This is a genomic window from Methylocaldum szegediense (genome assembly GCF_949769195.1).
GTDB classification, from domain to species: Bacteria; Pseudomonadota; Gammaproteobacteria; order Methylococcales; family Methylococcaceae; genus Methylocaldum; species Methylocaldum szegediense.
In genome coordinates this window covers 4050386-4076964 of the sequence record NZ_OX458333.1, presented here as the reverse complement: position 1 = coordinate 4076964, position 26579 = coordinate 4050386, and the positions used below count along the sequence as shown (strand labels likewise).

14 protein-coding genes and 1 pseudogene are annotated in these 26579 nt (G+C 56.1%); 9 read left to right on the top strand and 6 right to left on the bottom strand.

Annotation, left to right across the window (positions count from 1 at the left end; translation table 11 throughout):
• Positions 1-69 precede the first annotated feature (69 nt).
• Positions 70-2967, bottom strand: a complete 2898-nt coding sequence (gene uvrA, locus QEN43_RS17665; protein ID WP_036268004.1) for an excinuclease ABC subunit UvrA — start codon at positions 2965-2967, stop codon at positions 70-72.
• A gap of 83 nt (positions 2968-3050) precedes the next feature.
• Between uvrA and QEN43_RS17660 the strand changes: the two genes are divergently transcribed.
• The 4 genes and pseudogenes from QEN43_RS17660 to QEN43_RS17645 all read left to right on the top strand — a co-directional run bounded on the left by QEN43_RS17660 (position 3051) and on the right by QEN43_RS17645 (position 6669).
• Positions 3051-4430 carry an MFS transporter gene (locus tag QEN43_RS17660; protein WP_317963454.1) on the top strand — a complete coding sequence of 460 codons (1380 nt, stop codon included), beginning with the start codon at positions 3051-3053 and terminating at the stop codon, positions 4428-4430.
• Between the two features lie 142 nt (positions 4431-4572).
• Positions 4573-5040 (top strand): single-stranded DNA-binding protein, encoded by a 468-nt coding sequence (gene ssb, locus QEN43_RS17655; protein ID WP_026609611.1) that lies wholly within the window; start codon positions 4573-4575, stop codon positions 5038-5040.
• Positions 5041-5834: 794 nt separating this feature from the next.
• Positions 5835-5942 (top strand): annotated as a pseudogene (locus QEN43_RS21860) (hypothetical protein); the annotation flags it as partial.
• 7 nt (positions 5943-5949) lie between these two features.
• Positions 5950-6669, top strand: coding sequence for an ISAs1 family transposase (locus QEN43_RS17645; RefSeq protein WP_317964083.1), 720 nt, complete (start codon positions 5950-5952; stop codon positions 6667-6669).
• Between the two features lie 1357 nt (positions 6670-8026).
• Here the strand turns inward: QEN43_RS17645 and QEN43_RS17640 are convergent.
• The 3 genes from QEN43_RS17640 to QEN43_RS17630 all read right to left on the bottom strand — a co-directional run bounded on the left by QEN43_RS17640 (position 8027) and on the right by QEN43_RS17630 (position 11311).
• Positions 8027-8992: an IS481 family transposase gene (locus QEN43_RS17640; RefSeq protein ID WP_317963453.1), complete on the bottom strand. Its 966-nt coding sequence runs from the start codon at positions 8990-8992 to the stop codon at positions 8027-8029.
• 283 nt (positions 8993-9275) lie between these two features.
• Positions 9276-10586, bottom strand: coding sequence for an acyltransferase family protein (locus QEN43_RS17635; protein ID WP_156912697.1), 1311 nt, complete (start codon positions 10584-10586; stop codon positions 9276-9278).
• A 92-nt stretch (positions 10587-10678) separates the two neighbouring features.
• Positions 10679-11311 (bottom strand): acyltransferase family protein, encoded by a 633-nt coding sequence (locus tag QEN43_RS17630; protein WP_026610029.1) that lies wholly within the window; start codon positions 11309-11311, stop codon positions 10679-10681.
• A gap of 839 nt (positions 11312-12150) precedes the next feature.
• Here QEN43_RS17630 and QEN43_RS17625 point away from each other — a divergent pair.
• Together QEN43_RS17625 and QEN43_RS17620 are read left to right on the top strand one after the other, a co-directional pair.
• Positions 12151-12429 carry a DUF883 family protein gene (locus QEN43_RS17625; RefSeq protein ID WP_026609608.1) on the top strand — a complete coding sequence of 93 codons (279 nt, stop codon included), beginning with the start codon at positions 12151-12153 and terminating at the stop codon, positions 12427-12429.
• Positions 12430-12444: 15 nt separating this feature from the next.
• On the top strand, positions 12445-12930 hold the full coding sequence (locus QEN43_RS17620) for a phage holin family protein (protein ID WP_084161751.1): 486 nt from the start codon (positions 12445-12447) through the stop codon (positions 12928-12930).
• Between the two features lie 72 nt (positions 12931-13002).
• Here QEN43_RS17620 and QEN43_RS17615 read toward each other — a convergent pair whose 3' ends face one another.
• Positions 13003-13731 carry a Crp/Fnr family transcriptional regulator gene (locus tag QEN43_RS17615; protein ID WP_051331512.1) on the bottom strand — a complete coding sequence of 243 codons (729 nt, stop codon included), beginning with the start codon at positions 13729-13731 and terminating at the stop codon, positions 13003-13005.
• A gap of 340 nt (positions 13732-14071) precedes the next feature.
• On the opposite strand from QEN43_RS17615, the gene QEN43_RS17610 reads away from it, so the two are divergent.
• From QEN43_RS17610 to recC, 3 genes are all read left to right on the top strand, one after another.
• Positions 14072-14665, top strand: coding sequence for a uracil-DNA glycosylase (locus tag QEN43_RS17610; RefSeq protein WP_051331511.1), 594 nt, complete (start codon positions 14072-14074; stop codon positions 14663-14665).
• 270 nt (positions 14666-14935) lie between these two features.
• Positions 14936-16150 (top strand): NAD(P)/FAD-dependent oxidoreductase, encoded by a 1215-nt coding sequence (locus QEN43_RS17605; protein WP_026609605.1) that lies wholly within the window; start codon positions 14936-14938, stop codon positions 16148-16150.
• A gap of 264 nt (positions 16151-16414) precedes the next feature.
• Positions 16415-19675 (top strand): exodeoxyribonuclease V subunit gamma, encoded by a 3261-nt coding sequence (gene recC, locus QEN43_RS17600; RefSeq protein ID WP_317963452.1) that lies wholly within the window; start codon positions 16415-16417, stop codon positions 19673-19675.
• A 1328-nt stretch (positions 19676-21003) separates the two neighbouring features.
• Here the strand turns inward: recC and QEN43_RS17595 are convergent.
• Positions 21004-26436 (bottom strand): DUF4011 domain-containing protein, encoded by a 5433-nt coding sequence (locus QEN43_RS17595; protein WP_317963451.1) that lies wholly within the window; start codon positions 26434-26436, stop codon positions 21004-21006.
• Between the last annotated feature and the right edge of the window lie 143 nt (positions 26437-26579).

The window sequence follows — 26579 nt, the reverse complement described above, 5'->3', positions numbered from 1 at the left end:
CGACAGCATCATCTCTGACCTCATCGCCGTCGTTATCTTCTATCGCGAGCGATCCTGAGATGGACATCATCACCACGGTGACGACCGAGCAGTCTTCCGACTGACTCGGTTGGCCGCATCGCTGGATCCTCGGTCTGAGGCTGGCCGCCGCGACAAGATCTTTTTAAGAAATACTCCGGTGTAGGACACCTCGTTTTCGGCAACCTGCTCGGGGGTCCCCTCCGCCACGACAAGACCGCCGCCATCACCGCCTTCCGGTCCCAAATCGATGACCCAGTCGGCGGTCTTGATCACATCCAAATTGTGCTCAATGACAATCACCGTGTTGCCGTGATCCCGCAGCTGGTGCAAAACGCCCAGAAGTTGCCGAATGTCATGAAAATGCAGCCCGGTCGTCGGCTCATCCAAAATATAGAGCGTTCTGCCAGTGTCCCGTTTCGACAACTCCCTGGCCAGTTTCACCCGCTGAGCTTCGCCGCCGGAAAGCGTCACCGCATTCTGTCCCAGGCAGATATAACCTAATCCCACTTCCATCAGGGTATCGAGCTTGCGGGCCACGGCCGGTATCGCGGAAAAGAACTCACGGGCTTCTTCCACTGTCATTTCCAGGACTTCATGTATAGTCTTGCCCTTATAGCGGATTTCCAGAGTCTCACGGTTATAGCGCTTGCCTTTGCAAACATCGCAATGGACGAAAATATCCGGCAGAAAATGCATCTCCACCTTGATCACACCGTCGCCGGCACAAGCTTCGCAACGCCCTCCTTTGACGTTGAAGCTGAACCGCCCAGGCGAATAGCCGCGCGATCGCGCCTCCGGAGTCGCCGCGAAGAGTTCCCGAATCGGCGTAAACAGCCCTGTATAAGTCGCTGGATTGGACCTCGGTGTACGGCCGATTGGGCTCTGATCGATGTCCACCACCTTGTCGAAGTGCTCCAATCCTTCGACGCCGTCGCATGGCGCGGGCATTGTGGCGGCACCGTTCAGCTCGCGCGCCACGAGGCGGAACAATGTATCGTTAATTAAAGTGGACTTGCCGGAACCCGACACGCCCGTCACGCAGGTAAAAAGCCCCACTGGAAACGAAACGTCGATACCTTTCAGATTGTTGCCGCGGGCATTCCGAATCCGCAGCAGACGCTCCGGATCCGGTGGAGTCCGCCGCTCCGGTACGGCGATCTCGAGACGGTTGGAGAGATATTGGCCGGTGAGAGAGTCTTCATTGGCCATGATCGCTTCCGGCGGCCCCTCGGCTACGACTCGCCCGCCGTGAACCCCCGCCCCCGGCCCGATATCCACGACATGATCGGCAGTCCGAATCGCGTCTTCGTCATGCTCCACAACGATGACGGTATTACCCAAGTCGCGCAGTCGCAGCAAAGTGTCGAGCAGGCGCTGGTTGTCGCGCTGATGCAGACCGATCGAGGGCTCGTCCAGAACATACATCACGCCCACCAAGCCGGCTCCGACTTGACTCGCCAAACGAATCCGCTGAGCTTCGCCGCCCGATAAGGTATCCGCACTGCGGGCCAGAGTCAGATAATCGAGTCCGACGTTGACCAGAAATTGGAGACGGGCTGTGATTTCCTTGACGATCTTGGCCGCCACTTCGCCGCGCCGCCCGGCAAGCGTCAATCCGCCGAAAAATTCGAGTACGCGTCTGATCGGCAAGGCGGTCAGCTCCGGCAAGGAGCAATCGGCCACGAACACGTGCCGTGCCGAACGGTTTAGGCGGGTCCCCTCACATTCCGGACAAGGCTTGCTGGAAAGATATTTGGACAGCTCTTCGCGCACCATCATCGAATCGGTTTCGCGATAGCGTCGCTCCATGTTCGGAATGATCCCCTCGAAAGGGTGCCTGTGGACCAGCGTATCGCCGCGTGCCGTCGGCACTTTGAACGGGATCGTCTCGGTGCCGCTTCCGTATAGAACGATATCCTGAACCGATTTCGGCAATTGAGCGAACGGTTGCTCCGGATCGAAACCGTAGTGCGCGGCCAGCGACTGAACCAGATGGTAGTAATAGGCGTTTCGACGGTCCCAGCCCCGCACCGCGCCACCCGCCAGACTCAACTGCGGATTCTGGACCACGAGCTCTGGATCGAAGAATTGTTTGACGCCCAGTCCGTCGCAACTGGGGCACGCGCCCTTGGGATTGTTAAAGGAAAAGATCCGAGGCTCCAACTCGCTCAGCGAATAGCCGCAATGCGGGCAGGCGTATTTGTCTGAGTAAACCAGTTCGGTTTTGGGATCATCCATGGAAACGACCAAAGCGATGCCGTCGGCGAGCCGCAGCGCCGTTTCGAACGATTCCGCGAGGCGCACAGCTAAATCCGGCCTCACTTTGAATCGGTCGACCACCACCTCGATGCTGTGCTTGCGGCGGAGATCAAGCTTCGGCGGCTCGTCCAGTTCGTAGATCTCGCCGTCAATGCGGGCACGGATGAAACCCTGAGCGCGTAAGTCGTCCAGCACCTGAGCATGTTCTCCCTTGCGCTCACTGACAACCGGAGCGAGCAGCATCCAGCGGCTGTCCTCTGGCTGGCCTAGAACATGGTCCACCATCTGGCTGATGGTTTGTGCCTCCAACGAAATGCCGTGCTCCGGACACCTCGGCACGCCGCAGCGTGCATAGAGCAGCCTCAGATAATCGTAAATCTCGGTAATCGTGCCGACGGTTGAACGGGGATTGTGCGATGTCGACTTCTGCTCGATCGAAATAGCCGGCGACAAACCCTCGATGTGATCGGCATCGGGTTTTTCCATCACCGACAGGAACTGCCTGGCGTACGCGGAAAGCGACTCCACATACCGCCGCTGCCCTTCGGCGTAAATGGTATCGAACGCTAGCGACGATTTACCGGACCCGGATAAGCCCGTGATGACAATCAGCTTGTCACGGGGCAGGTCCAGATCGATATTTTTAAGATTGTGGGTGCGGGCTCCACGGATTTGAATCGTATCCATGCAAAATTCAAGCGCAAAATAGAACCTGTTACTATAAGTGGATTCCTGCGACTCGCAAAGGAGCATATCGCTTGAATCCAGCTTTGCAGATAGACACACCGATGACCCGCGCCGAGACGCGCGCCAGCTTGTCGCTGGCCGCCATTTACATGCTGAGAATGCTGGGCATGTTTCTGGTCCTGCCGGTGCTCTCGGTATTCGCCCGCGAGCTTCCGGACGCTACACCACAATTGGTTGGATTCGCCATCAGCGCTTACGGTTTGACCCAAGCGATCTTTCAAATTCCGTTTGGCCTCTGGTCGGACCGCTACGGGCGGAAACGCCTGATCGTGCTCGGCTTGTTACTCTTTGCGGCAGGCAGTGCGCTGGCCGCCTTGTCCGATTCAATCTACGGCATCATCGCCGGCCGGGCTCTTCAAGGCGCCGGGGCGGTTGCCGGAGTCGTTATGGCTCTGGTCGCCGATCTTACCCGTGAAGAACACCGCACGAAGGCCATGGCCTTGATCGGTGTCAGCATCGGAATATCCTTCGCGCTATCCATGGTAATCGGTCCGGTTTTGTCTGGCTGGCTGGGACTCCACGGTCTTTTCTGGATCATCACAGCCCTGGCCATGCTCAGTATCGTCGTGCTGTACGCCGTCGTGCCGACGCCCGCCGTGAGCCGATTTCACCGGGATACGGAAGTGCGACCGGCCTCTTTGAAAGAGGTTCTGGCAAACCGTGAGCTGTTGCGCATGGACCTAGGCATCTTCTGCCTACATCTGGTCCTGACCGCGACATTCGTCGTTCTCCCTTTGATTTTACGCGATACGCTGCAGCTCCAAACAGCTAAGCATTGGCACATCTATCTGCCTGTATTCGCGCTTGCCCTCGCCAGCATGGTCCCCTTCGTGGTCCTTGCGGAGAAACGACACAAGATGAAAGTGGTATTTGTCTCTTTCATCGGGCTGGTCGCCGTTTCGAATGTCGGCTTTGCCTGGCTTCAGCACGATTTCTGGAGCGTGTTCGGGCTGCTTTACCTGTTCTTCACCGGATTCAACCTCCTCGAGGCCATGCTCCCGTCGCTGATCTCGAAGGTCGCTCCGCTCGATCTCAAAGGCACGGCCATGGGCGTTTATTCCACGGCACAGTTTCTGGGCGCTTTTGTGGGCGGAGCCGGTGGCGGCTGGGTCTACGGCCATTATGGGATACCGTACGTCTTCTTGTTTTGCGCCGCCGTCGCTTTGCTATGGTTTATGGTTGCGCTAGGTATGAAGGCCCCGCGCGGATTGAGTAGTCTCATGGTCAACGTACGGGGATTGACTCAAGACCAAGCTTCCAGCCTGTCCCGGCGACTGCTTCAAATACCGGGGGTTGCCGAAGCCGTAGTCCTGGCGGAAGATGGAGTCGCTTATCTGAAGATCGACAAAGAGAAACTCGACCGCATGGCGCTCAATGGATTGTTACAGGAGTTGGCGGCGTGAAACTCCAGGCGCTTTTCGGCTGGTGTCAAAGCCCGCGAGGCATAACGTTTTCGCTTATACATTTTTTAGAACCTCGAGACCTGAACCAGGTCTAATATACGTTTAAACTCTCAACCGTACCACCGATCGGAGACACCTTGATATGGCCAGTCGCGGCGTCAACAAAGTCATACTCATCGGCAACCTCGGCGCCGATCCGGAAGTCCGTTACATGCCCAACGGAGGCGCAGTCACCACGTTACGCCTAGCCACTACCGAGACCTGGAAGGACCAGCAAACCGGCCAACAACAGGAACGCACGGAATGGCACCAGGTCGTGTGCTATCGGAAACTAGCCGAGATCGCCGGAGAATATTTGAAGAAAGGCAGCAAGATATATGTCGAGGGCAGCCTGCGCACGCGTAAGTGGCAGGACAAAAATGGCCTAGATCGCTACACGACCGAAATCATCGCCGATCAGATGCAAATGCTGGACCGTGTCGGCAGCGCTCCTGCCGGAGCAAACGCGCGGGGCGGGGAGGCCGACCGTTATGCGCCACCCTCGTCGGAATCGAAGCCCGAACCGGGATTCGGCAGCATAGACGACTTCGACGACGATATTCCGTTTTGAGACCCAGTCAACCTGAATTTACCAAACAAACCCTCCCAAGTTATTGTTATCTTTTAAACTTTTTCTTTGGCAGGCGTTGTAAGTTATAACGCAGTCAAAAGAAGTGTAAACAATCTCTACTTTTTTGGTTGTTATGGTGGAGATAGAGGCCGGTGAACGTATGCCTCTTATTTGTGAATCCCAATCTGGTTTAGGACTCTTTAAGCCAACAAGTTATGCGTTGCACCTGCGCTCACGCGGACGTGTGGTGAATACTCTCGGGCAGACCCTTCGGTCAGTACAACAGCTGTACGAAATCTTGTTCGCTAGCGGCATTGACCTGCTGGAACGTGTCAGGCGTAATGAGTTGCTTTCCTTATAGGTTTCCCGGGTCCGCTGGTGGGCAGCCTGGATCTCCACCGCCAACCGGGTCTCGTCGGTGGCAGCCGTGACAGAGGCCGTTTGAGCCAGGCATAGAACCCACTCTGGGACACATCGAACACCCGGCACATCAGCCGTACCGGATCCTCAAGTCGCAACGTTTCCATTAACGCATACGTTGCAGCGGCATCCTTCGCTTCGCTCTTCCTTCGCAAAGCCTGTCTTGAACGAAGTCGAAGGGTACGCCGCCGCTTTTTGACACATCGCGCTCCAGCTTGCCCCGGCGAGCTCTCGCTTCAATCGAACCATCCCCAGTTCCAGCTCGGTTAGAGGCGGCTGGCTTGGCCCGATGCAGGGCTGTTCAATTCTTATGAATTCGGGTAAACGGTTTTGATTTGCCGAGGGAGTGAACCGTTGTCCCCGTAAAACAAAGCCTGCTGCCGATTGCGGATCACCGTTGTGCGCAATGGAAGCGGTACGATCTCCCTCACCTGCGGCTGTTTAGTATCCTGGCGGTAATGAGCGGAGCGACCTCGTACGGCCGGATTCATCAGCTCATCCACACCCATCAGGCGCGATGGCAAGACCTTGCGCGGCAGCCTAAATCGCTTCGAGGACCGCCGGGCCGCCCAGGTGGTGAGCGCTTTCGCCGTTGGAGAGCGGATCGTGCTGGGCCAGGTGCTGATCGAGGATGCCGGCAAGGACCATGACATCCAGGCCGCCCAGCGGCTCATCGAAACCCTGGGACTAGCCGGGCGGCTGTACACGCTCGACGTCCTCCATCTTCAAAAAACAGTTGAGGCCGCGATCGCCACCGGAAGCGATCTGTTGGTCCAACTCAAAGGCAATCATCCCAAGCTATACGCAGCCGTACAGGCGGTTTGTCAGACGCAGCCTCACGCCGAGCAAACCTACACGGTAGACCTGGGCCGGCGTAATCGCATCGAACAACGCACGGCATGGGTCTGCCCTCTGCCCGAAGGGACCGGTCCAGAACCCTGGCACGACCACTTCAAAGCCGTGGTCGAGGTCCCCCATCACGTGGCGGAATTCACTCCTCGTCACCGCTGTTTTGCGCCGCGTCAGGCACCCATCGCTTACTATCTCGTCACCCCGACGCCTCGACGGCCACGTTGGCCGAGGTTATTCGCGGTCACTGGGAAATCGAAAACCGGCTCTACTACATGCTGGACACCGCACTTGGCGAGGATGCGAGCCGCATCCGCAAGAACCCCGGTATATTCGCTCATCTTCGCCATCTCGCGCTGAACCTCCTAAGTCAGAACGGCCAATCCAATATTCACACCGCCCTTTACGATAACGGGACGGAGCTGGAGCGCGTCTTGAGTTATAAAGGCATCAAGCATTGAACAGCCCTGTGGCCCGATGGCCTTCCGCAGGACTTTCCGCGCGGCCATCACTCCGTTCTGCAGGGTCTTAGGCGATAGCGAGAGCCGTTGGCCGGCGTCCCCCACGACAAGCCTTCTTTTCCAACACCAGTTTCACCGCCCGCTCGCGGAATTCTTGGGTATAGGTTCCTTTCGGTAACGTTTCCAGGCAACTCATCCGTCTCATAGTTTGAAACTTTGGTGTCCACTTTTTCCTGCTTACCTCAATCTTTCCGAAGTCGCGTATTTCGGCCAAAAATTGGGGTTAAAAGGGGATCTTTCCGTAAAGGAAAATCTGCGTCTCTCGCTTACCCAATGGCTTGTTTTTTGCTTGCAAGCTTGGTGGAAGCCCTTCAGACCGTAGGTCTGACAGGGCGAGAACATGCGCCCGTCGGCGCGCTTTCCGCAGGACAAATAAAGCTTCTTGCTGGTTTCTGGGCAAAACGAAAGTGTCAACGCCGACTGAAAAGTGCCCCTTTTGAGGATTTATTGCTGACGAAAAATTGACCGGCTTGAGGCTGAAGGGTTAGTTAACGACCGTTGTTCCCGTCGGCGTTGGCCCGGCTTGCGCTTATCCTTCAAGCGATATAGCACGCCGAGGCGAGGACGGCAGACTCATCCCCAGTTCCGCGTATATCACCAACTACGGCATGTGCACCCATGACCAAGCAATGTCGTCTTGCCAGATTCATCGAGATTGCCTGAATTACAACGAACTGGTATGTGTCAACGGCGCTAACGGGAAGACGCCGAATCTCCGTTGTTTCAAAATTAAAAAATTAAAACAGAGCAATTGCTTTAAAAGGCCGTGGAAGCCGAGCGTGAAGATACATGTGGCGCATCACGGTGGGTTGCTCATCAGCGGCAAACATTGGAGCACTGCACGCAACTGCTTGCCCTTCTTGAGCAACCGGAAATCCCTGCGGGAGACCGTTGTTAAATTGACAGATATTCAACGGGCGTCTCACTTGGAGCAAGCCGAAGCCCAACAGGAAGGCGAGCAATCCGCCTTTACGTCTTGGACTGCTGTTGGCAAGGTAAGCTCACCTGGGACACCTCGATTGCAGCTATAAAGGCTAGTATTTCTGCGGAATACACTCGTCAAGCACTTTTTAAGCATAAGCAATTCGCTGATGCATTCACATTAAAAAAAGCAGCTTTCGCGCGAAACGCAGCGCGCTTACCATCACGTAATGGACGCGTCAATGCTCTAAATACTGCAATAACCGGTGGTGGGCTTAATTGTCAAGTCCCGCAAGATCGTAAACCTTCTTTCGAAAAAGATGAGGATGGGACAGTTGCCAGTTTTTGAGAGCCTGGATCGGGGTGAGATGGCCTAAGGCCTTTTGGGGAATGTGATGATTGTACAGCTCGACATAGCGGTGCAAGGTGGTGTCCAGATCGGCGGTTGAATCGAAGTGATGGGTTTGCAACACCTCCTCGATGCGGCCGTTGAATCGTTCCACCAGGCCATTCGTTTGGGGCCGTCCCGGCGGAATCAGGCGATGTTCGATGCCTTGTTCAGTACAGAGGCGGTCAAACTCATGCGTCCCCGAGGGCTGCCGAGTTCGGGTCAGGAAACGGTCGGTAAACTCCGAGCCGTTGTCGGTCAGGCATTTCTGGATGCGGAAAGGCGCGGCCTGAATCACCGCTTTGAGGAAGTCCTTTGCGCTTAAGGCGGAGCGGTTGGGCTTGAGGGCGACATAGACCCAGCGGGTGGCGCGGTCGATGGCGACGAACAGGTATCGGCGGGGTTCGCCGTCGATGGCGGGCAAGTACTTAACATCCAGGTGAAGGAAGCCGGGCTCATAGGCCTTGAAGGGTTTGACCTTCGCCTTCTCTGTAGGCGGAAGCAGGGTCTTGAGGGACGCCACCCCGTGGCGGCGCAGGCAGCGGTCTAGCCCGGAACGGGACACGGCGGGATTGAGAAATTCCCGGGTCACGGCCAGGAGATCATCCAAGGGGAGGAGCAGAGCTTGGCGGAGGTAGACCACGATGGCTTCCTGGGCGGGCGTGAGCGTGGTTCTGAGGGTGTGGGGCCGGTGTGAGGCATCTTCGACCGAGGAGCGGTGTTTCCACTTGCGGACGGTCGTTCGGCTAATGCCATGCTTTTGGGCCAAGGCGCGCTCGCTCAACGTGGACGCTTGAATGGCCTGCCGAACGGCCGGGGTGGTACGGGCGTTCTTATGAAGACGAATCTGCATGGAGAGAAACCTCACTTGGACGAACCGAATATCTCCTGGAGAAGGCTCCGGGCTTCGAACCAAGCATAACTCCTTCTCGGTAAATAATCACACGAGACGCGACATGTAGAGGGCAGACCGAAGAATATTGCAGACAACGTTATTAAAAAAATCGCCTATTTCTGACCCGAAGCTGGTAAGAATCATGTTCTACGTAGCGAGTATCGCTCTTAATCTTTATTTACTTTAATGTGAAGAAACTAAACTTTCCAAAAAATTTCCTAAATAGAATGCATACCTACATTTAGAAAGAACGCTCAACTCTAACAATCACTACCAGGTCAGGCTTTCTCTTTGCTTTAGCCAGTTCAGTGGGTAAATCGTTAATCTTTTGCGCCCAGTGACCAATATATCGCACTTCTTTGAAAGCGGAATTAAAGTATGGCTTTAATGCTACAGTAAATGAATCTCCTAAAACCCAAACATATTTCTCTGATAGCGGGTTTTTATTAACGGAAACGCTGGCCGCACCAAAGGAAGTGATTTGCTCGTCGGGAATCTTTTCCTCCTGCCAGGCAGAATTCTCTTTAAACCAAATATCCCAATTGTCTTCTTTGCATAAAGGAAAATTCTTCAACTTAGATATGCCTATAAGATCGCCAGGGCGCGCTTGCCCCAATTTAAAATGGACTTCGGGAATTGGAGTTCCAAGCAACTTAGAGAGGCCGGAGTATGCTAGGAATGCTCCCTTCTTATTCCAATGGGTATCAGTCTTATAATAAAGAATACCCTCAGATTCTTTTGCATTAAGCAAATCATTAGTTGGATCGTAAACAATTAAATTAGGAATTCCTTTGAGTTCATCTATAAAAAAATCAATGTATCTTTTGGACGAAGGGATAATTTTACTAGGCAAATACTCTGGGTAGATGCTCGACTTATTTGGACCTATAATCAAAGCAACTTTTATTCCCCTATCAGATGCCGCCCTGGAAATTTTCGAAAAAATTTCTTTACTTTTTCTTAATTCAGAATAGCTGGGTGTGATAGCGAGTTTAAGTTTCGCAACAGTATTAGCATGAGCATTACCTAAAAACAACCAGTCTTCCTTGCCCTTATACCAAGAAAGGGATGAGCCCAACGCATGCTCAAATCCTTTACGTTTAATTAATAATTTTTCATATCCATGAGAGTTTTCAAAATCTCCTTTGCTTACAAAAAATCCTAAGAAACCGGTCCCAATCATTAACCCAACAAGGATGTTTAGCTTAAGAACACTCCTCTGACTTGAAAACCTGAATGGCTTTTCTAAAAACCTTACCGTAAGCCAGGCAAGAAGAATTGAAATAATAATCACCGCCGTGCAAATCTCATGACCCGGAGGCTCGTTTTCAATTATTCTCGCAAAGGAAAGCAACGGCCAATGCCAAAGATATAGAGGAAAGCTAATTAAACCAAACCAAACAGCAATCTTTTTAGATAATATCTTCTTATTAATCCAAGCTTGAGGGCCAGCCAAAATTACCAAGACAGTACCCATTACTGGAAAAACTGCCCATTTACCAGGAAACCTAATATCCTTATTTATTTTCCAAATACCATATGCAAGAAGCAAGCATCCGACAAAGGAAGTAACATTCGAAATAGTCTTGCCATCCGTATCTACGTTATCTCTATAGATGACTTTGGCAAGCCAGCCATCAAGTTTTAGTCTAATGCTTTTACATGCATTTTTTTATAAAGCACAACCCACGCCAATATACTCCCACATAATAACTCCCAAAACCTGTTTTGTGGCAAATAAAAAGTGGCAACAGGGTCCTTTTTAACTCCTCGTAAATTTAGATAAAAAGAACAAGCAGCAATCAAAAACGTTAACGTAATTAGATTGAATTTTCTTTTCCAAAAAAACCAAAGGACGAAAGGCCATAAAATATAAAACTGCTCTTCGATTCCTAAGCTCCAAAGATGTAAAAGTGGTTTAGTCTCTGCAGAGTTATCAAAATAACCAGCCTCACTCCATAAAACAAAATTGGAAGCAAATAAAGCGCCACCGACGATGTGCTTGCCGAGTTGGTTTAGCTCGTCTGCGATTAATACCATCCAGCCGAATGCTAAGCAGGCAGACAAAACTAAAATGAGCGCCGGAAAAATCCTTCGAATACGCCTTACGTAGAATTCTGCAAAGCTGAACGTTCCCTTATCCAAGCTCTCGAAGATAATTGTCGAAATCAGAAAGCCTGAAATTACAAAGAACACATCAACGCCGATGAATCCACCTTTAATCCAAGTTGGAAATGCATGAAAGGTAACAACAGATAAAACTGCTATGGCCCTCAAGCCATCTATGTCCGGACGGTACTTTGGGTGTGATAGATTTGGAGTAGGTAGTGTAATCACGTTTAGCGTTGAGAAGTAGTTCTTACTTAAGACGAGATATTAATCCGATGCAGAATGTGTAGGAGTTGCTGTTTGAAGCATAGGCTTTATGCTTATGCAGTCTTGTGCTTTTGGCGCCTTGCTGCGCCTTAGGGGGTGGTAACTCCACCCAGGCAAATCGCACATTTGTGGTTGCGACTTGACGCGAAGCCATAGGAGGGACACCTAGTACAACAACGTTTCGCAGCGACATAGCAAGTGGGAGTGTTAGCGAGCCGAAGAGATTCAGATGTTTACAAACATCGGAATAGTGACAAAGAAGCCTACAAACACAAATTTCGTTAATGCACAATATTCAAAACAATCACAATAGAACTTCTTGTTGTTTACATATTCTACTGAGCACAACCGTTTTGAACGACTTCGGTCTCGCTCTCGCCGGTAAAACCGAGCCGGACCGGTTTCGGGATCGCTCTCTTTATCATAAATAAAGCTATACGTCGACAACTCGAGTACGCGCCCTCTAAAGCAACTTTCCCCTTCATCTTCGAGTCCAACTACAGACAGCCGATCGGTCTTTCGACTTGCGAATCCCGCGTACACAGGTCGGTCGGTTGGTCCTTCTGCCGTTTCTCCACGATCCGGGGGGACGCTAACATAATGCAATCGGCACGGCAGGCGCAGAATGCCGCCGGTCGTTGATTTTTCTAATTGCCGGTCGGGTCGGACGAAGGTTAACTTGCAACGAAGCCGTCCCGAGATCGGCAGTTTCCGCTGGAAAAGGAAGATGGAGGTCAGCGATGGCAACTACGGAAGACATTACCAAGGATCTGAGACAGGACTTGGCCACACTCAAAGCCGATGTAGGCAACCTCATGGCCGCGATGAAGGATTTGGGCGTAGAGCACGGACGAACCGCTTATGAGCGTGCGCGCGACGTCGGCGAACGCGCCCGCGGTCATGCGCTGGCCGCACAGGAAAGCGTGGAACACTATATCGAGGCGCGTCCCTTGACCAGTCTGCTGGTGGCCTTCGGCACAGGCTTCGCAATAGGTACGTTGCTGGCCTCTCGCCGCTGACGACGGGTCTCGGCCGTGATTCGTTCGTTCACTGACCTTGTTGCTGCGGAAAAAGCGAAGCTCTGGCATTCGCTAGGTCGATCAGCGGTGCTGCTTGCCCTGGCGATTTTCGCCACATTAGCCGCTTTCGGCGGCTTGGTTTTCGCGCTGCTCGGTATTTATTTATCGTTGGAAACCGTGATGGAGCCGTGGCTTGCCGGGGTGATCGTCGGCTGCACCATGATCCTGATCGCCGTCATCGCGTTATGGATCATCATGCGTTTGTTCACCAAGCAAGGTCGTCCGGAAACGCTGCCCTCGGCTTCGACGTCCACTCTTGCCGCGGCGCATCAACCTTCCGGGTCCGTACCCGAGGCAGTGCGGGCGACCGTCAGCGACGTACTCGGCGCGTCTAACATCAAAGCCAGTGACATCGTGATTGCCGCTTTGGTCGCTGGCCTGGTTCTCGGTGCCAGCGGGCGTTTGAGGGAGTGGCTGTTTCGCAGCATCACAAAAACTTGAAACAATCCGCCCGCCGGTACCGTCTTCGGCAGGCGGATTGTCCGTAAGTCGACAAAATTGCTGCTTATTTCCTCAGATTTGCGCGACGCGCTTGAGCGCGGACGGATTAGTCTCGTACCGCTTAGCCGGCTTGCATTTGACCGCTCTGAGCATCTGTGAGCGCTTGAATTCCGCCAAAACCCGGCTAACGCTTTCAACGGTGACGCCCAGAATCGCTGCCATTTCCTCGCAAGTCAGCAAGGTTACTGCCGTCGAGGCCGGGGTATCGTTCTGAATGGCCGCGAGAAAATTGACTAGCCGTGCGACCCGAGCTTTTATCGATCCGGTCGAAAAATCGGTAATCCAGATGTCGGCGCTCTTCAGATGCTGATACCAGCACTCGATGAGCCGGCAATACAAATAAGGGTTGTCTTTCTTGAGCTGGGCGATCGCTCGCACGGGCGTACAAATCACTTCCACCTGATCGACCGCGACCGCCGTGTGCTGGTAGGTCGGTTCGATCAACCCACCGAGACCGAGAAACGCACACTTGCCGTGCAGCCGAACGATACGGGCTCTCCCGTCGGGCGAATAGCTGATGAGTTTTACCAAACCCTGCAAAATCGCCAACACGGTATCGGCCGGATCCCCCTCGCGGAAAATGACTTGCTTGGCAGCGAAAGTCTTGCGCTTGCCCCCTCGGAAAACGGTTTCCAGTCCGGCCAATTCGAGGCCCGGGAATGCACCGCCGGTGTCTTCCGTGAGCACCTGGGCGGCGGAATGCCGTGCGATAGAAATGTTTCCTTTTCTCAAATTAGACATGTGCCACCTCTTCGTCCTGATTGAAATCACACCTCGCAAACCATGTCCATGGAAACTCGTCCGTTGACGAGATCCCGGCTCGCGAGGTAGCCGACCATTCCTGGTCTGCGCGCGGACTCAAACCAGCCATCCGCGCCGGGTTAGCGAATCTGAGATTAACAAATTTGCGCGGCAAACTCATCCGCTAGAACGCAGATACACAACTCGTTTTTTCTGTCATTTCGGCAGGTTTCGACGGGTTTCGGCTGTTCCGGGCGCTCAATCCGGTTATTGTTGAACTTCAGACGTATCGAGCATGTCACCGAAATAAGCCCCGGTTGTAGCCGGCACGGACACCGATATGATGAAAGACGAATCAAGGACGCCGTCCGAACAGCTCGAAGACTTGGCGAGCGGCATTCGCCGATGTGTTTCCTGCCGGCTTCACAAACGCCGCAGACACGCGGTTCCCGGCGAAGGCCCGGCGAGCGCGGAGATCGTATTGTTGGGCGAAGGTCCGGGGGGCAAAGAGGATGCGACCGGCCGCCCGTTCGTCGGTCCAGCAGGCCACTATCTCGACAAGCTGCTCGAAAATCAGGGCTTGACCCGCGAACGGCTATTCATAACTAACTGCGTCAAGTGCCGCCCTCCGGAAAATCGAACGCCGCGCCGCGATGAGCTGAAAACCTGCACGAGCCTTTGGCTGGAAAAACAGCTAGAGCTGATCTCACCCAACCTCATCGTTCTGCTCGGGCAAGTCGCCACTCGCCAGATGCTGGGCGATACCGCAACCGTTTCCGACTTGCATGGAAAACTAGCAAATCACAAAGGGCAGAATTATTTCGTCACCTACCACCCGGCTGCCGCTTTGCGCTTCGATTGGGTCGCCGACACCATCCATGCCGATTTCGAGACCCTCGGCAAACTACTCGTCCGGCCCGCCGATTTGCCGTAAGCGCCTCTCGCTCCACTCCATTCGTGGAATCTCAAAAGCGGCGCTCCATACGGACTTCCGCTGCACCCATCGGATCGTCGCTGCGTCATTCTTGACAACGCGATCAAGAGCGACTTCGAAAACGCCGGCTCATGACCGAATCCATCGGATTGTCAAATGGCCCTCATGCAATGCAGAATGGGAAGGAAAAAAACGAGTTACAGGAACAAAGCAAGCAGAAGAATCCCCAGTCAACAAAACCACACCTAATCCACTCAAGAGGAAGATCACATGGATACCAAGATTCACCACCGTGTCGTCGTTATCGGTGGCGGCGCTGCCGGGCTCGGCATCGCCGCCCGTATGCTGCATGCCGGAGTCAAGGATGTCGCCATCATCGAACCGTCCGATAAACATTATTACCAACCCTTCTGGACGTTCGTCGGAGGCGGCGTCGTCAACCGCGAGCAGTCGGTAAAACCCATGGCCGATTTGATTCCCAAAGGCGCCGCATGGATCCAAGACGCTGCCGAGGAGTTTGATCCCGACAACAATTTAGTCAAAACCCGTGGCGGCAAGCAGGTCGGCTACGATTACCTAGTCGTCTGTCCTGGGCTGCAGATCGATTGGGATAAGATTCCGGGAGTCAAAGAAGCCCTAGGCAAGAACGGAGTGTGCAGCAATTACAGCTACGACACCGTCAACAGCACCTGGGAAAACATTCGGAATTTCAAGGGCGGCAACGCCGTGTTCACTTTTCCGCCGCCGCCCATCAAATGCGCCGGAGCGCCGCAGAAAATCATGTACTTGGCGGAAGATTATTTCCGTAAGCAGGGCATTCGCGACAAATCGCGCGTCGTCTATTATTGCGCAACACCCACTATCTTCAGCGCGCCGAAATACGCCACCAGCCTCATGGAGCAGGTGGTGAAGCCGCGCAACATTGAGGTCCATTTCAAGCACAATCTGGTGGAACTGCGCCCCGATTCGAAAGAGGCGGTGTTTAAGAATCTGGACACCGGAGAAAACGTCGTCCAACCCTACGACATGATCCACGTGGTTCCGCCCATGAGCGCCCCCGATTTCCTCAAAAAGAGCCCGCTCGGTAACGAGGGCGGATGGGTGGACGTGAACAAGGAAACGCTTCAGCACGTCCGCTATCCCAACGTATTCAGCCTAGGCGACGCCAGCAGTCTACCCACATCCAAAACGGCGGCGGCCATTCGCGCGCAAAGCCCGGTCTTGGCCGCGAATCTGCTATCGGTCATGAACGGTGGACAGCCGGTCGCCAAATACGACGGCTACACCTCGTGCCCGCTGATCACCGGCTACGGGAAACTGATTCTGGCCGAATTCGACTACGACCTGAAGCCCAAGGAAACCTTCCCGTTCGACCAGGGCAAGGAGCGCTACAGCATGTATCTTCTGAAGCGCTATATCATCCCGGTGATTTACTGGAAAGGCCTGATCAGGGGCTATAAATGGCCTCACCTGGGCAAGGCATGAAATGAACGGGCGCGCCGTTCTGTAAATAAGGAGAGACCTCCCAGGCCGGGTGTGTCGCTTTGCGGAATCCCGGCCTGGCCTGACTTCCGCGGCCCTGCAAAGCCTGGGGCTCGTCGTTCGACCCGGCGTACGATGCCGCACCTCGCGAGCTTGTAGCCCTGGCCCCGGCGCGGTCCGCTCATTGCGCGGTAGTGCTACTCTTTCCCGTTCCCTGGAAGCGGATTTAAGCAAGGGTATTCGAGAACGAAACCAAACCAACCTCCCGTGCTCCGCCTCTACCAATCCAACAAACTGGAATTTCTCGCCGAATTCTTGACGGCCAACCCGTCACCGCCGACCTCCCCTTTCGAACCGGAAACCATCATCGTTCCAAGCCTCGGCATGGGACGCTGGCTTTCCCTGCGCCTTGCCGATAGGCTCGGCATCTGCGCGAACGTGCGTTTTCAATTGCCGGCCTCGTTCATCTGGAGCCTGCTTGAGCAACTCCTGGGCGAACTCCCAGGACGCTCGCCCTTCTCCTGCGAGGTCCTCACGTTCCGGATACTCGACTGGCTAGAGCTGCCTGCAAACCTGGAGCGAGCCCCGCGCCTTTCCGGCTATCTACAGAACGGCGACGAGTTGCGCCGGTTCCAGCTCGCCCGGCGAATCGCCGACTTGTTCGATCAATACCTGATGTACCGACCGGACTGGATTGCCGCCTGGGAACGCGGCGAGACTCTGGGTTTGGGTAACGACGAGCATTGGCAAGCCCTGCTGTGGCGCGATCTGACCGCGGCGGAAACCACACCCCATCGGGCCCACTATCTGAACGAACTTAAGACAACGCTCGAATCCGAGTCGGCGGCCGACCGGCTGCCGCCGCGGCGCATCACCGTATTCGGCGTCTCCTCGCTACCGCCGGCGTTTCTGGACGTATTGAACGCGCTTGCTAAGCACACAGAGGTCGACCTGTACGCGCTCAACCCGTGCCGTACGTATTGGGGCGAAATCCGGGACGAACGGGAAATCGGCCACATGGCCGGCGACCGCTCTCCGGAGGATCTGTACCTGGAAGTGGGAAATCCTCTGTTGGCGTCCCTGGGAAAACAGGGCCGCGAATTCTTCGATCTCCTGACGGAACAACCAGAGATCCACGACCTGTTTCAGCCAGAGCCACCCCGAGATTCGCTGCTACACATACTTCAGGCCGATATTCTGGAACCGATAGACCGCCGGAAGGCGGAACGTTTGGTCATACGAACGGACGACCGTTCGCTGCAAATCCATGCCTGCCACAGTCCGATGCGCGAAGTGGAAGTCCTGCGCGATCAGCTTCTGGCTTTGTTCGACGCCGATCCAGAACTGAAGCCGAGCGACGTGGCCGTGCTGACGCCAGACATCGAACAATACACGCCTTATATCGAAGCCGTCTTCGCCGAAAGCCGCGACACTCCGCCGATTCCTTTCAGCATCGCCGACCGCGGATTGGCTCACGAGCAGCCGCTCCTGGACACGTTTCTCGCCCTGCTCGACCTACCGGAAAGCCGATTCGCGGCGGACACCACGCTTGGCTACCTGGAACAACCATCTATACAACGCCGTTTCCGGCTGTGCGAAGACGACCTTCCCATGATCCATCAGTGGGCGCTGGCGGTCGGCACCCGCTGGGGACGAGACGGCGCTCACAAAGCCGAATTTCGGCTGCCGGACATCCCACGCCACACCTGGCGCGACGGCCTCAAGCGCCTGATGCTGGGCTACGCCCTACCGCAGGAACTGGCCGGCGACGGCTTTCCACTGTTCGCCGACACCCTGCCGTACGACGATATCGAAGGCAGCCGGGTCTTGATCTTGGAACGATTCGCGGAATTTCTGGAAACCTTGTTCGAATGGGCGGACCGGTTCAAGGCCAGACAGTCCATACCAGAGTGGGTCGACTGCTTGAACGCGTTCATCGACCGACTGTTCGATCCGCGCGACGAGGACGAAACGCTGCTGCTCCAGCTGCGTAGCACTTTCGATCAGCTGCGGGAGTTCGCGGAACAAGCTGGCTTCGGCGCACCGGTCGGAATCCGGGTAATCAAACGCTGGCTGGCCGACCGCCTTTCGCAGCCCTCCGGCACGGCCGGCTTCTTGACGGGGGCGGTCACCTTTTGCGCCATGGTACCCATGCGCAGCCTGCCGTTCAAAATCATCGCCGTGCTCGGTCTGAATCACGACAGTTTCCCCCGCGAGCGCCATCCTCCCGATTTCGACCTGATGGCGAAACACCCCCGCAAAGGAGACCGATCGCGCCGGCTCGACGACCGTTATCTCTTCCTGGGAACGCTGCTGTCGGCGCGGGAAGTGCTTTATCTCAGCTATGTCGGCCGCAGCGTTCGCGATAATACCCAGCTGCCGCCCTCCCCGCTGGTGTCCGAACTGATCGACGTCGCGAAACAAAGTTGCGAACTGGCCGAGGGCGACCTCGAATCCCATCTCCTAACCGAACATCCGCTCCAGCCGTTCGATCCCGGTTATTTCCGGCATGACCCGAGATTGCCCGGATTTTCGTCGACCTGGCTAGCCGCGGCACAACTGATCGGACGGGGCAATAAGGAGCCCGATCCCTTGTTCGCCGGCCCTCTTCCGGACCCCGAAGAGGAATGGCGAACGGTCGACCCGGAAAGTCTCGCCTACTTTTTCGGCAACCCTGTCCGGTATCTACTGCGGCGGCGGCTGAACCTGATCCTGGAAGACGCCGCAACGGAATTCGAAGTTCGCGAACCCTTCGGTCTTGATTACCCAACGAGAAATCTGGTCCGGCAGAACCTTCTGAACGCCTTGGCATTGGATCGAAAACCACAAAGCGCTTTGCTGCTCGCCGACGCCCAGGGACTCTTGCCCCACGGCCGCTTCGGCGAAGCGCTGCACAGCAAGGAGCAACGGCTGGTCCAGAGCTTCGCCGTGAAACTGCTCCCAGACCTCGTCAAACCGCGTTTCGAACCCCTGCCGATCGACTTCGAAGCAAACGGCCTGCGCCTCCTCGGCTCGCTCGCCGACGTCAGCGCCAGCGGTCTGATCGATTACAGCTTCGAAGAACCCTCTCCCCGCCAACTCTTCAACCTGTGGCTTCGTCACCTGATGCTATGCCTGATCGCCCCCGAAGGCGCGACGCTTCAATCCTTACTGCACACGCCCAAACAGACCTTCACGTTCCAAGCGATTACCGATCCCGAGCACGAGCTCACCAAACTCCTGAACGCTTATTGGCAAGGTCTCTCCGCCCCGCTCCCCTTCTTCCCCAAAACCAGCTACGCCTATGCCCGCTGCCTACAAGACCCTCCGGCCAGACTCGGCGGCGATCCGGAAGCTATCAGGCTCAATGCCCTAAGACAGGCGCGGAGTATCTGGGAAGGTTCGGAATTCCAGTCCGGCGAAAGCATAAATGTCTACTACCAGACGGTTTACCGGCGCAGCGATCCGCTGGACGAAAGCTTCGAGGCACTGGCCGTTGAGCTCATCAACCCGATGTTGACCTCAATGACGAAAGCGGTATCTCGATGATTGTTGACGAGAATCGTGGGCAGGGCTGAAGACGAAACCCGGCAATTGAGGCATGGAAATGCTAGGTTTCCGCAAAACTCCAACCTAGCCTACGGGCTCTGCACTCAGACTTCGCGCCCACTTAAATCTGAATCACAAGCTAACAGAGCGCGCGCCCCCTGTGTCGACCTGCGCTTTAGGGATGAAGAGGTCATCGCCCTTTATTGATGCGACATCTTCGATGGAACGTGCCAGGTCAAAGCGCTGTACGAGCATGCGCGGCGCTCTTAGCGCGACGAGTTTCCCCAGCTGTCCACAACGGCGGCTTCGTCCGGCGCCTGAATCGGCTCGCCGATGGGTTTCCCGCGCTGTTGGAACGCTGGGGTCCAGCGGGCGCGCCCGCCTCCTGGATCAGGAAGGCCGAATCGTTCCTAGGTAGTGCAGGCCTAGCAAACCCGGCAGTATACTGCCAAGGCTGCCCCGGACCTGGCGGCGAGCGGCTATTGTTCGACCAAGAAGCTCTCCTACCTGGAGTGAAAATCCGCGTGATCGGCGATGAGCGGCCGGGCACTTTACCCCGACCCCGCTCTATCGCTCTGACGGCGGCAAACTTGAACGATTGCCCGGTACCGAACAGATTGCCCCGAACCTGGGCTATCGATATCTGTTTGCCGATAAGGCTTACGACTACCTGTCGCGCTGGACCTCGCTCCCGTTCACGGTCTTCACGCCCGTGCGAAAGATGCCGGGACAGCCGCCTCTCGATGCCGCCGACCGCTTGTCTTCCTCGGCCGTGTCGAGGTTCACCAGCCCATTGAAGCGTTGTTTAACTGGATTTAGGCGAAAACCGGTATGGAGACGGCCTGCAAAGTCCGCTCCTCGCGGGGACTCCTCGTTCACATCTTCGGCCGCCTCGCGGCTGCCATGTTCCTATTAAACCAGTGGCCGCACAACCGATTGCTCATATCGTCGAGGTTTATCGGGAGGTGTTGAGCGCGGTACTCGCCCGCCGCGCATAGCTAAAGCGCACGGTTGGCAGCACACCCGGGTCCCGCATCGATGTGAATAATCATCCGGGTCAACGTGGCGTCGTAAGACGTATCGAAGAAAGCTTCCGGATCGATGCAATCCACCACTCAAGTCGGGCCCGCTTCCCCAATACACGGCATACTGCATGATTAGTCTTTCACTGGCGTTCTTGGTATATACCTCAGTTGGCGCATGATCGGCGAAAAGGTCAATTTTCCTAGTTCCTATGCGCCGCCCGCCAGATTGAACCACCCGTTACAAGACTTGCGTCAATGTCATTTCCGGATGCGTCGAGGATCGTGCCGGAAGCCGAACTTCCTTTACGCTTCCGTCATCGTCTCTACCGGCATAAGGAACGGGCTTTCCTCCTGCTCGGCTGCTTCGGCGCGTTTAATACGGCTCGCCTCCAGAAGCGACCGGAGCTTCTCGTCCAGTTTCTCCAGCGTACCCTCGGGATCAATCCACCAATCGGTCGACCAGACACGAATGATTTCCCAACCGAGCCCGCGCAATACTTGCTCGCGCAACTTGTCGCGATCGCGGGCAGTGGCGGTGCGGTGGTAGGTCGCCCCATCACATTCGATACCTGTCAGATAAGCGCCGGGGGCGTCCGGATGCACGACCGCCAGATCGACACGAAACGCCGAAGCACCAACCTGAGTGTGCAATTCCCAACCTTTGCTGGCGAGAGCGGCGGCTACCGCTTGTTCGAAAGGACTTTCGAAGCCGCCTCGGCTGCCGTGAGTGGCTTCTGCCAGGGCGCGCGGGCCGCGCTCGGCGAATTCGAGGAAGTGCTTAAGGTCGCGCACGCCCGCGGCTTGGGTTCGCGTCAAATCCATCTGTTCGGCCTTGAGGCTGGAGAACACGCGCAACTCGTGGCGGGCACGGGTGATGGCGACATTCAGGCGGCGCTCGCCGCCTGAACGGTTCATGGGACCAAAGTTCATCGACACCGCACCGTGGAGATCCGGGCCATAAGTAATGGAGAAGTACATGATGTCGCGCTCGTCCCCCTGGACGCTCTCCAGATTTTTCACGAACACGGGTTCCAGTTCCGTCTCGCTAAAATAAGGCTCGATGGCTGGATCTTTGCGGCGCTCTTCGTCCAACAAGTCTTCGATCAGCGCCTGCTGCTCGGCATTGAAGGTCACCACGCCGATAGTCAGCCCGGATTCGCGGAAGCCCGGCGAATTCAGCCGCCCCACGAGATCGGCCACCAGCGCCTTTGCCTCCGGCTTGTTGACGCGAGCTCCGCCTTTTTCATACACCCCCTTCACATAGTGGAAGCTCACAGCCCGATCTTCAGTCACCGGCGACGGGAAGGTCACGAGCGAGCCTTCGTAGTAACGATGGTTCGAGAAGGCAATCAGGCTCTCGTTACGACTGCGGTAGTGCCAGGTCAGGTTCATGGTCGGTAGTCTCGCCCCTAGGCACTCGTCGAGGATGCTTTCCAAGTCGCCCTCGACATCCTCATCGTCCAGATCCGATTCGGCGCGATCGAAGAAGCTGGTTGGCGGCAGCTGCTTGGGATCGCCGACCATGATGACCTGCTTGCCGCGCGCGATCGCTCCCACTGCATCCCACACCGGAATCTGCGAGGCTTCGTCGAAGACGACGACGTCGAACGCGGTCGCATCGGCCACCAGATACTGGGCGATCGAAAGCGGGCTCATGAGCAAGCACGGCGTTAGCTTGGTCAGCGCCGTCGGGATCTTGCTCATGAGCTGACGAAGCGGCGTGTGATTCCGCTTCTTGGTCATTTCATACTTGAGGATGCCCCACTCCGAGTTTCGTGCGACGCTGTCCTGAGTCGGCAAATCCGCGCACAATCGGGCTCGGATATAGGCTCGGGTCAACTCGGTGAAACGGTCGTCGAGCCGTCGGAAATCGTCGATGCGCTTTTCGTGCACGGCTGATACGAAGCTGCGGATGACTGGTTCCTCGTCCACCGCCGCGTTCAACCACCAGCGGCTGTAATTGGTCTCGAACGCCCGGCGTATGCTGCCCTGCGCCACAGTGCCGCGTTCGATGGCCTCTACGAGCGGCCCAAGTCCGACCGCTAGGGCCTCATCCCGCACCTTGCACCAAGCACACCAAGCATTCAGTCGATGCTGAAGGCGAACGAAGCTTGCACACCGCTCGGCGATTTCGCCGAGGGTAAGTTCGGTGAAATCGCACTTGGCGGTTTCCGAAAAGCTCGCGACCGAAACCAGGCGGTCCATGGCCGGCTGCAACGCCTCGTAGGCTTTAAGATATTCTTCGCCCGCCGCTGTGATCGGGCCACCAGGTTCTAGGAAAACGTTGCCATCACCGAGCAAGCGTTCCAGCGGCGATTTAACGGCGCCGATCTGTTCGGGTGTTCTGGCTAGGTTCGCTATAGCGCTGGAAAGAGCGGACTGAAATTTCAGGACCTGCTCTATTTCTTCCACACGCGTTTTCAGGCCGTTCCAAAGGCCTGCGGTAATGTCCCGAAGATCCTCATAATCGGCGAGCTGTCGTTCGACCTGTGCCAACCCTTGCTCGCGCAAGCGCGCCATTCTGGCCAGCAAACGGATGTCCTGTGCGATGCGCGGCTTGCCTTTAGCAACGATCGCGGTAGAAAGACGTTTGCGAACCTTGCGTTTCCGAAACCACGACAACGGCCAAATCGATTTTTCCGCCTTTTTCCAAGCAGCTGCGAGCTCAGGAAGATCCAAACGTTCGACCTCGTCGGCGTACTGAACCGACAGCTTGCTTCTCGCCTGGAAAATCTCGTCGAGCATCCCTTGTAGATCGGGATCGGCATCGACGACGATCTCTGTGCCGTTCGGCGAGAACGCTGTGCGCAGCGCCCGATGTTGGCTCAAGAGCGCGGTACCGGTTTTGAGGCGATCAGCGATCGAACGCGCGTCAACACGCAGGGCGAAGCGCCAATCGCGCCCGGCGGCGTTCGGTAGTGCGCGGGCCAGCACGGCGAAGGCGCTCCGCGCCCGCTGGTCGAAAGGCACGCTCGGTAGCCCTACGGCTTGAATGAACCGCTCGCCGGCCTGTTGCAAGGCATTCACGGCTGGAATGACGCTGCTTACGGCATCGATCAGGCTTTGCTGCCAGCTCGGCGACCAATCGCTATGGCCGATAGGCGCAAGAGGATGGTCCTGCAAAGCTCCCTGTCCGACGGCCTGAACGTTCACATCCAAGCGGTCAATTAGCTCCCGCATGGCGTCCAGGGACGCCCTGTCGTGGACATCCGCTCTACCCCATGACAGGCCGATCACCGGCACGTCCCTACCGTCGACCACGCGTCCGATCGCATCGTAAATGCTCATGCCGTTCGCATGCCGGAGATGGAGGCGCTCGACATAGGCATTGAGCTCGTCACGCACACGTTTCAACCGCTCAGCTTCGAGGCGCCATGCTTCGGGGTCGATATCGCCGCGCGCCTCCCAGGATTTTTGCAGTTGTGCCAGCACGTCCAGCTTGCGTGCCTTGCTGGAATGCAGCTCGAGACAGAATTCACCTAGCCCCACTTCGCGCAACCGGCGGTACACCACATCGAGCGCCGCAATCTTTTCGGAAACGAAGAGCACCCGCTTGCCTTCCGCCAAGCATTGCGCGATGAGATTGGCGATGGTTTGGCTCTTGCCGGTGCCGGGCGGCCCTATCAGTACGAAATCCTTGCCTCGTGCGGCCGCCATGACGGCCGAAAGCTGAGAGGAATCCGCCGGAAGCGGACAGAAAATCTGGTCCGGCCTGAATTCACGGTCGAGCTGATTCGGGATCGGGAAAGGTACGCCGGAAGGAAAGGGCTCGCGCGGCGTATCGATGAGGTGTCGCACCACCGCGTTTTCGCGCAGCTGGTCGATACGGTCGGTCAGGTCTTTCCACATCAGATACTTGGCAAAGGAAAACGTCGCCAGCACGACATCTTCCGTGACCTCCCAACCCTTGATGTCTTTTACCGCATGGGACACCGCCTTCCAGATGGCGGCCACGTCCAGTCCGGAATCATCCTTGGGCAGCTCGCGATCGGCGAAGCCGAGGTTGAGCTTGAAATCCTGACGCAGCATTTCGACCAGCGTCGGATTGAAACGTGGTTCGTCATCGTGCAAGGTCAAGGTGAAGCCCGAGCGTGCGCTCTTGCGATTCAGCGTGACCGGCACGAGTATCAATGGCGCGCGATAACGCTGGCCGGCCTTGTCGTCCCGTATCCAGGACAGAAAGCCGAACGCCAGATAGAGAGTATTGGCTCCCCCTTCCTGCAGCATGTTGCGAGCCGCACGGTACAGTTCCACGAGCCGCACTTCGAGCTCTTCCGGGGGAAGGTCGACGAATACCTCACGACGCTTCAAGGCATCGCGCGCATGTTCGCGCCGTAGGTCTTCGCGTACTCGTGCCTCATGAATGGCCTGATTGCGCGGGTCGGCACCGTCCATGAGGTCGGGCCTCGGCAAAAGCTTCAGAGCCTGGCCTTCGGCCAGAAGATCCTCGAGCGCACTAGGAGCCGGTGCTTCGAGTTTGAGGGATTTCTTTCCGCCTTTGAAATTCAGCAGGTTATTGCGTAGCGACAGATCGAGCAGCTTACGTTGCCAGCGAATCAACCGATCCTTGGGATTGAGGGTGGCGGGATCGGGTTCGACAATTTCCTCGTCCGGTAAATCCGGAGCGTCCTCGATTCGCGGTTCGGCAACTTGGAATGGCTCGATGGATGTCGTTAGCACGAGCGTTTCAGCACTCGCCAAAGGCCTGATCCGCTGCAGGCGCGCGCGGCGGATGTCTACCGCCAGCTCGAAGTCTTCTTCCTTTTCTTCGGAAATCTGTTGCTCTCCGAGTTGGACGGCAAAGGAGAACAGCGGCGGCGGATGTTGCGTGACGAGAGTGGTTTCGAACAGCAGCAGTTCTTTCAGCTTGACCCGCTTGCGCAAGGCCGTGACGTCATCGACCACAGTGGTCGAGAATTCCTCCGGGTTGAGCCAGACGCCCGCAAACGCATGCCCCTTGGTAAAGACCAGCAGCGGGTTTAAACCGGCCTGTTCAATGGCCGAACAGAACAGAAGCGCGAGGTCGAGACAAGTGGCCAAACCGGATTCGGCGATCTGCGCCGGGCCGCGAATCTTCTGCCCCTTATGTTCGAAGCTCGCGGGCGGTAGGGCATAGTTCAATCCCATCGATGCAATCGCGCTCCAGATACCGGAAGCGAGTTCCCATACCCGCTTCGGGCCGCCGCTGTAGCCATCCAGCGCCGGGCTTTTTTTGTTCTTGCGAAGAATCTCGGCGGCTTGCCTGAGCAGACGCTCCACGGCCGGTTCGTTCGGCTGAACGAAGGCGGCAACCAAATCCGGCAAATCCGACAAGCCACCCCATTGATTCCGAGGCAGAAGTTCAACGGTACACTCGAATCGCACCAGTTCCTCGGGCAGCACCGAAACCCGGTACAAAACGAGAGAGACCGATGCCTTCTCGGCTTCGGTCAAACGAGTGAGCAGTGCTCCATCGAGCTGAACGTCCAGATCGGTAATGTGGTAGCGACTGCTGCCCTCGATTTCATCGATTCGCCATCTTTTCGATTTGAGGAACGCCGGAACGGATTCGAGGCGGAGCTCGAGATCCTTTATCGTCTCCGTCGCATCATTCACGATGCTGAGCTCCCGAAGCATCGGGACGGAATTCTGAAAGTAGGCGAGATTCAGCTTAGAGACGAGCGTTGCCTCGATGCGTTGGGACGGCACACGCCAACCGATTTCGCCGTAAGGCCGCTCGTTCGTAATCCTATCCATCAAGCCCCCTATTACTTCGCAATATTGTTTTTTCCTGCCGTGAGCGAATTTGAAACCGCAGCCAAGGCTCACTCGTCATTACGGCAAGATCCGGTCTCCGAAAAGTATAAGGGTATAATGGGGGCAGAATGGGTTAATCACTC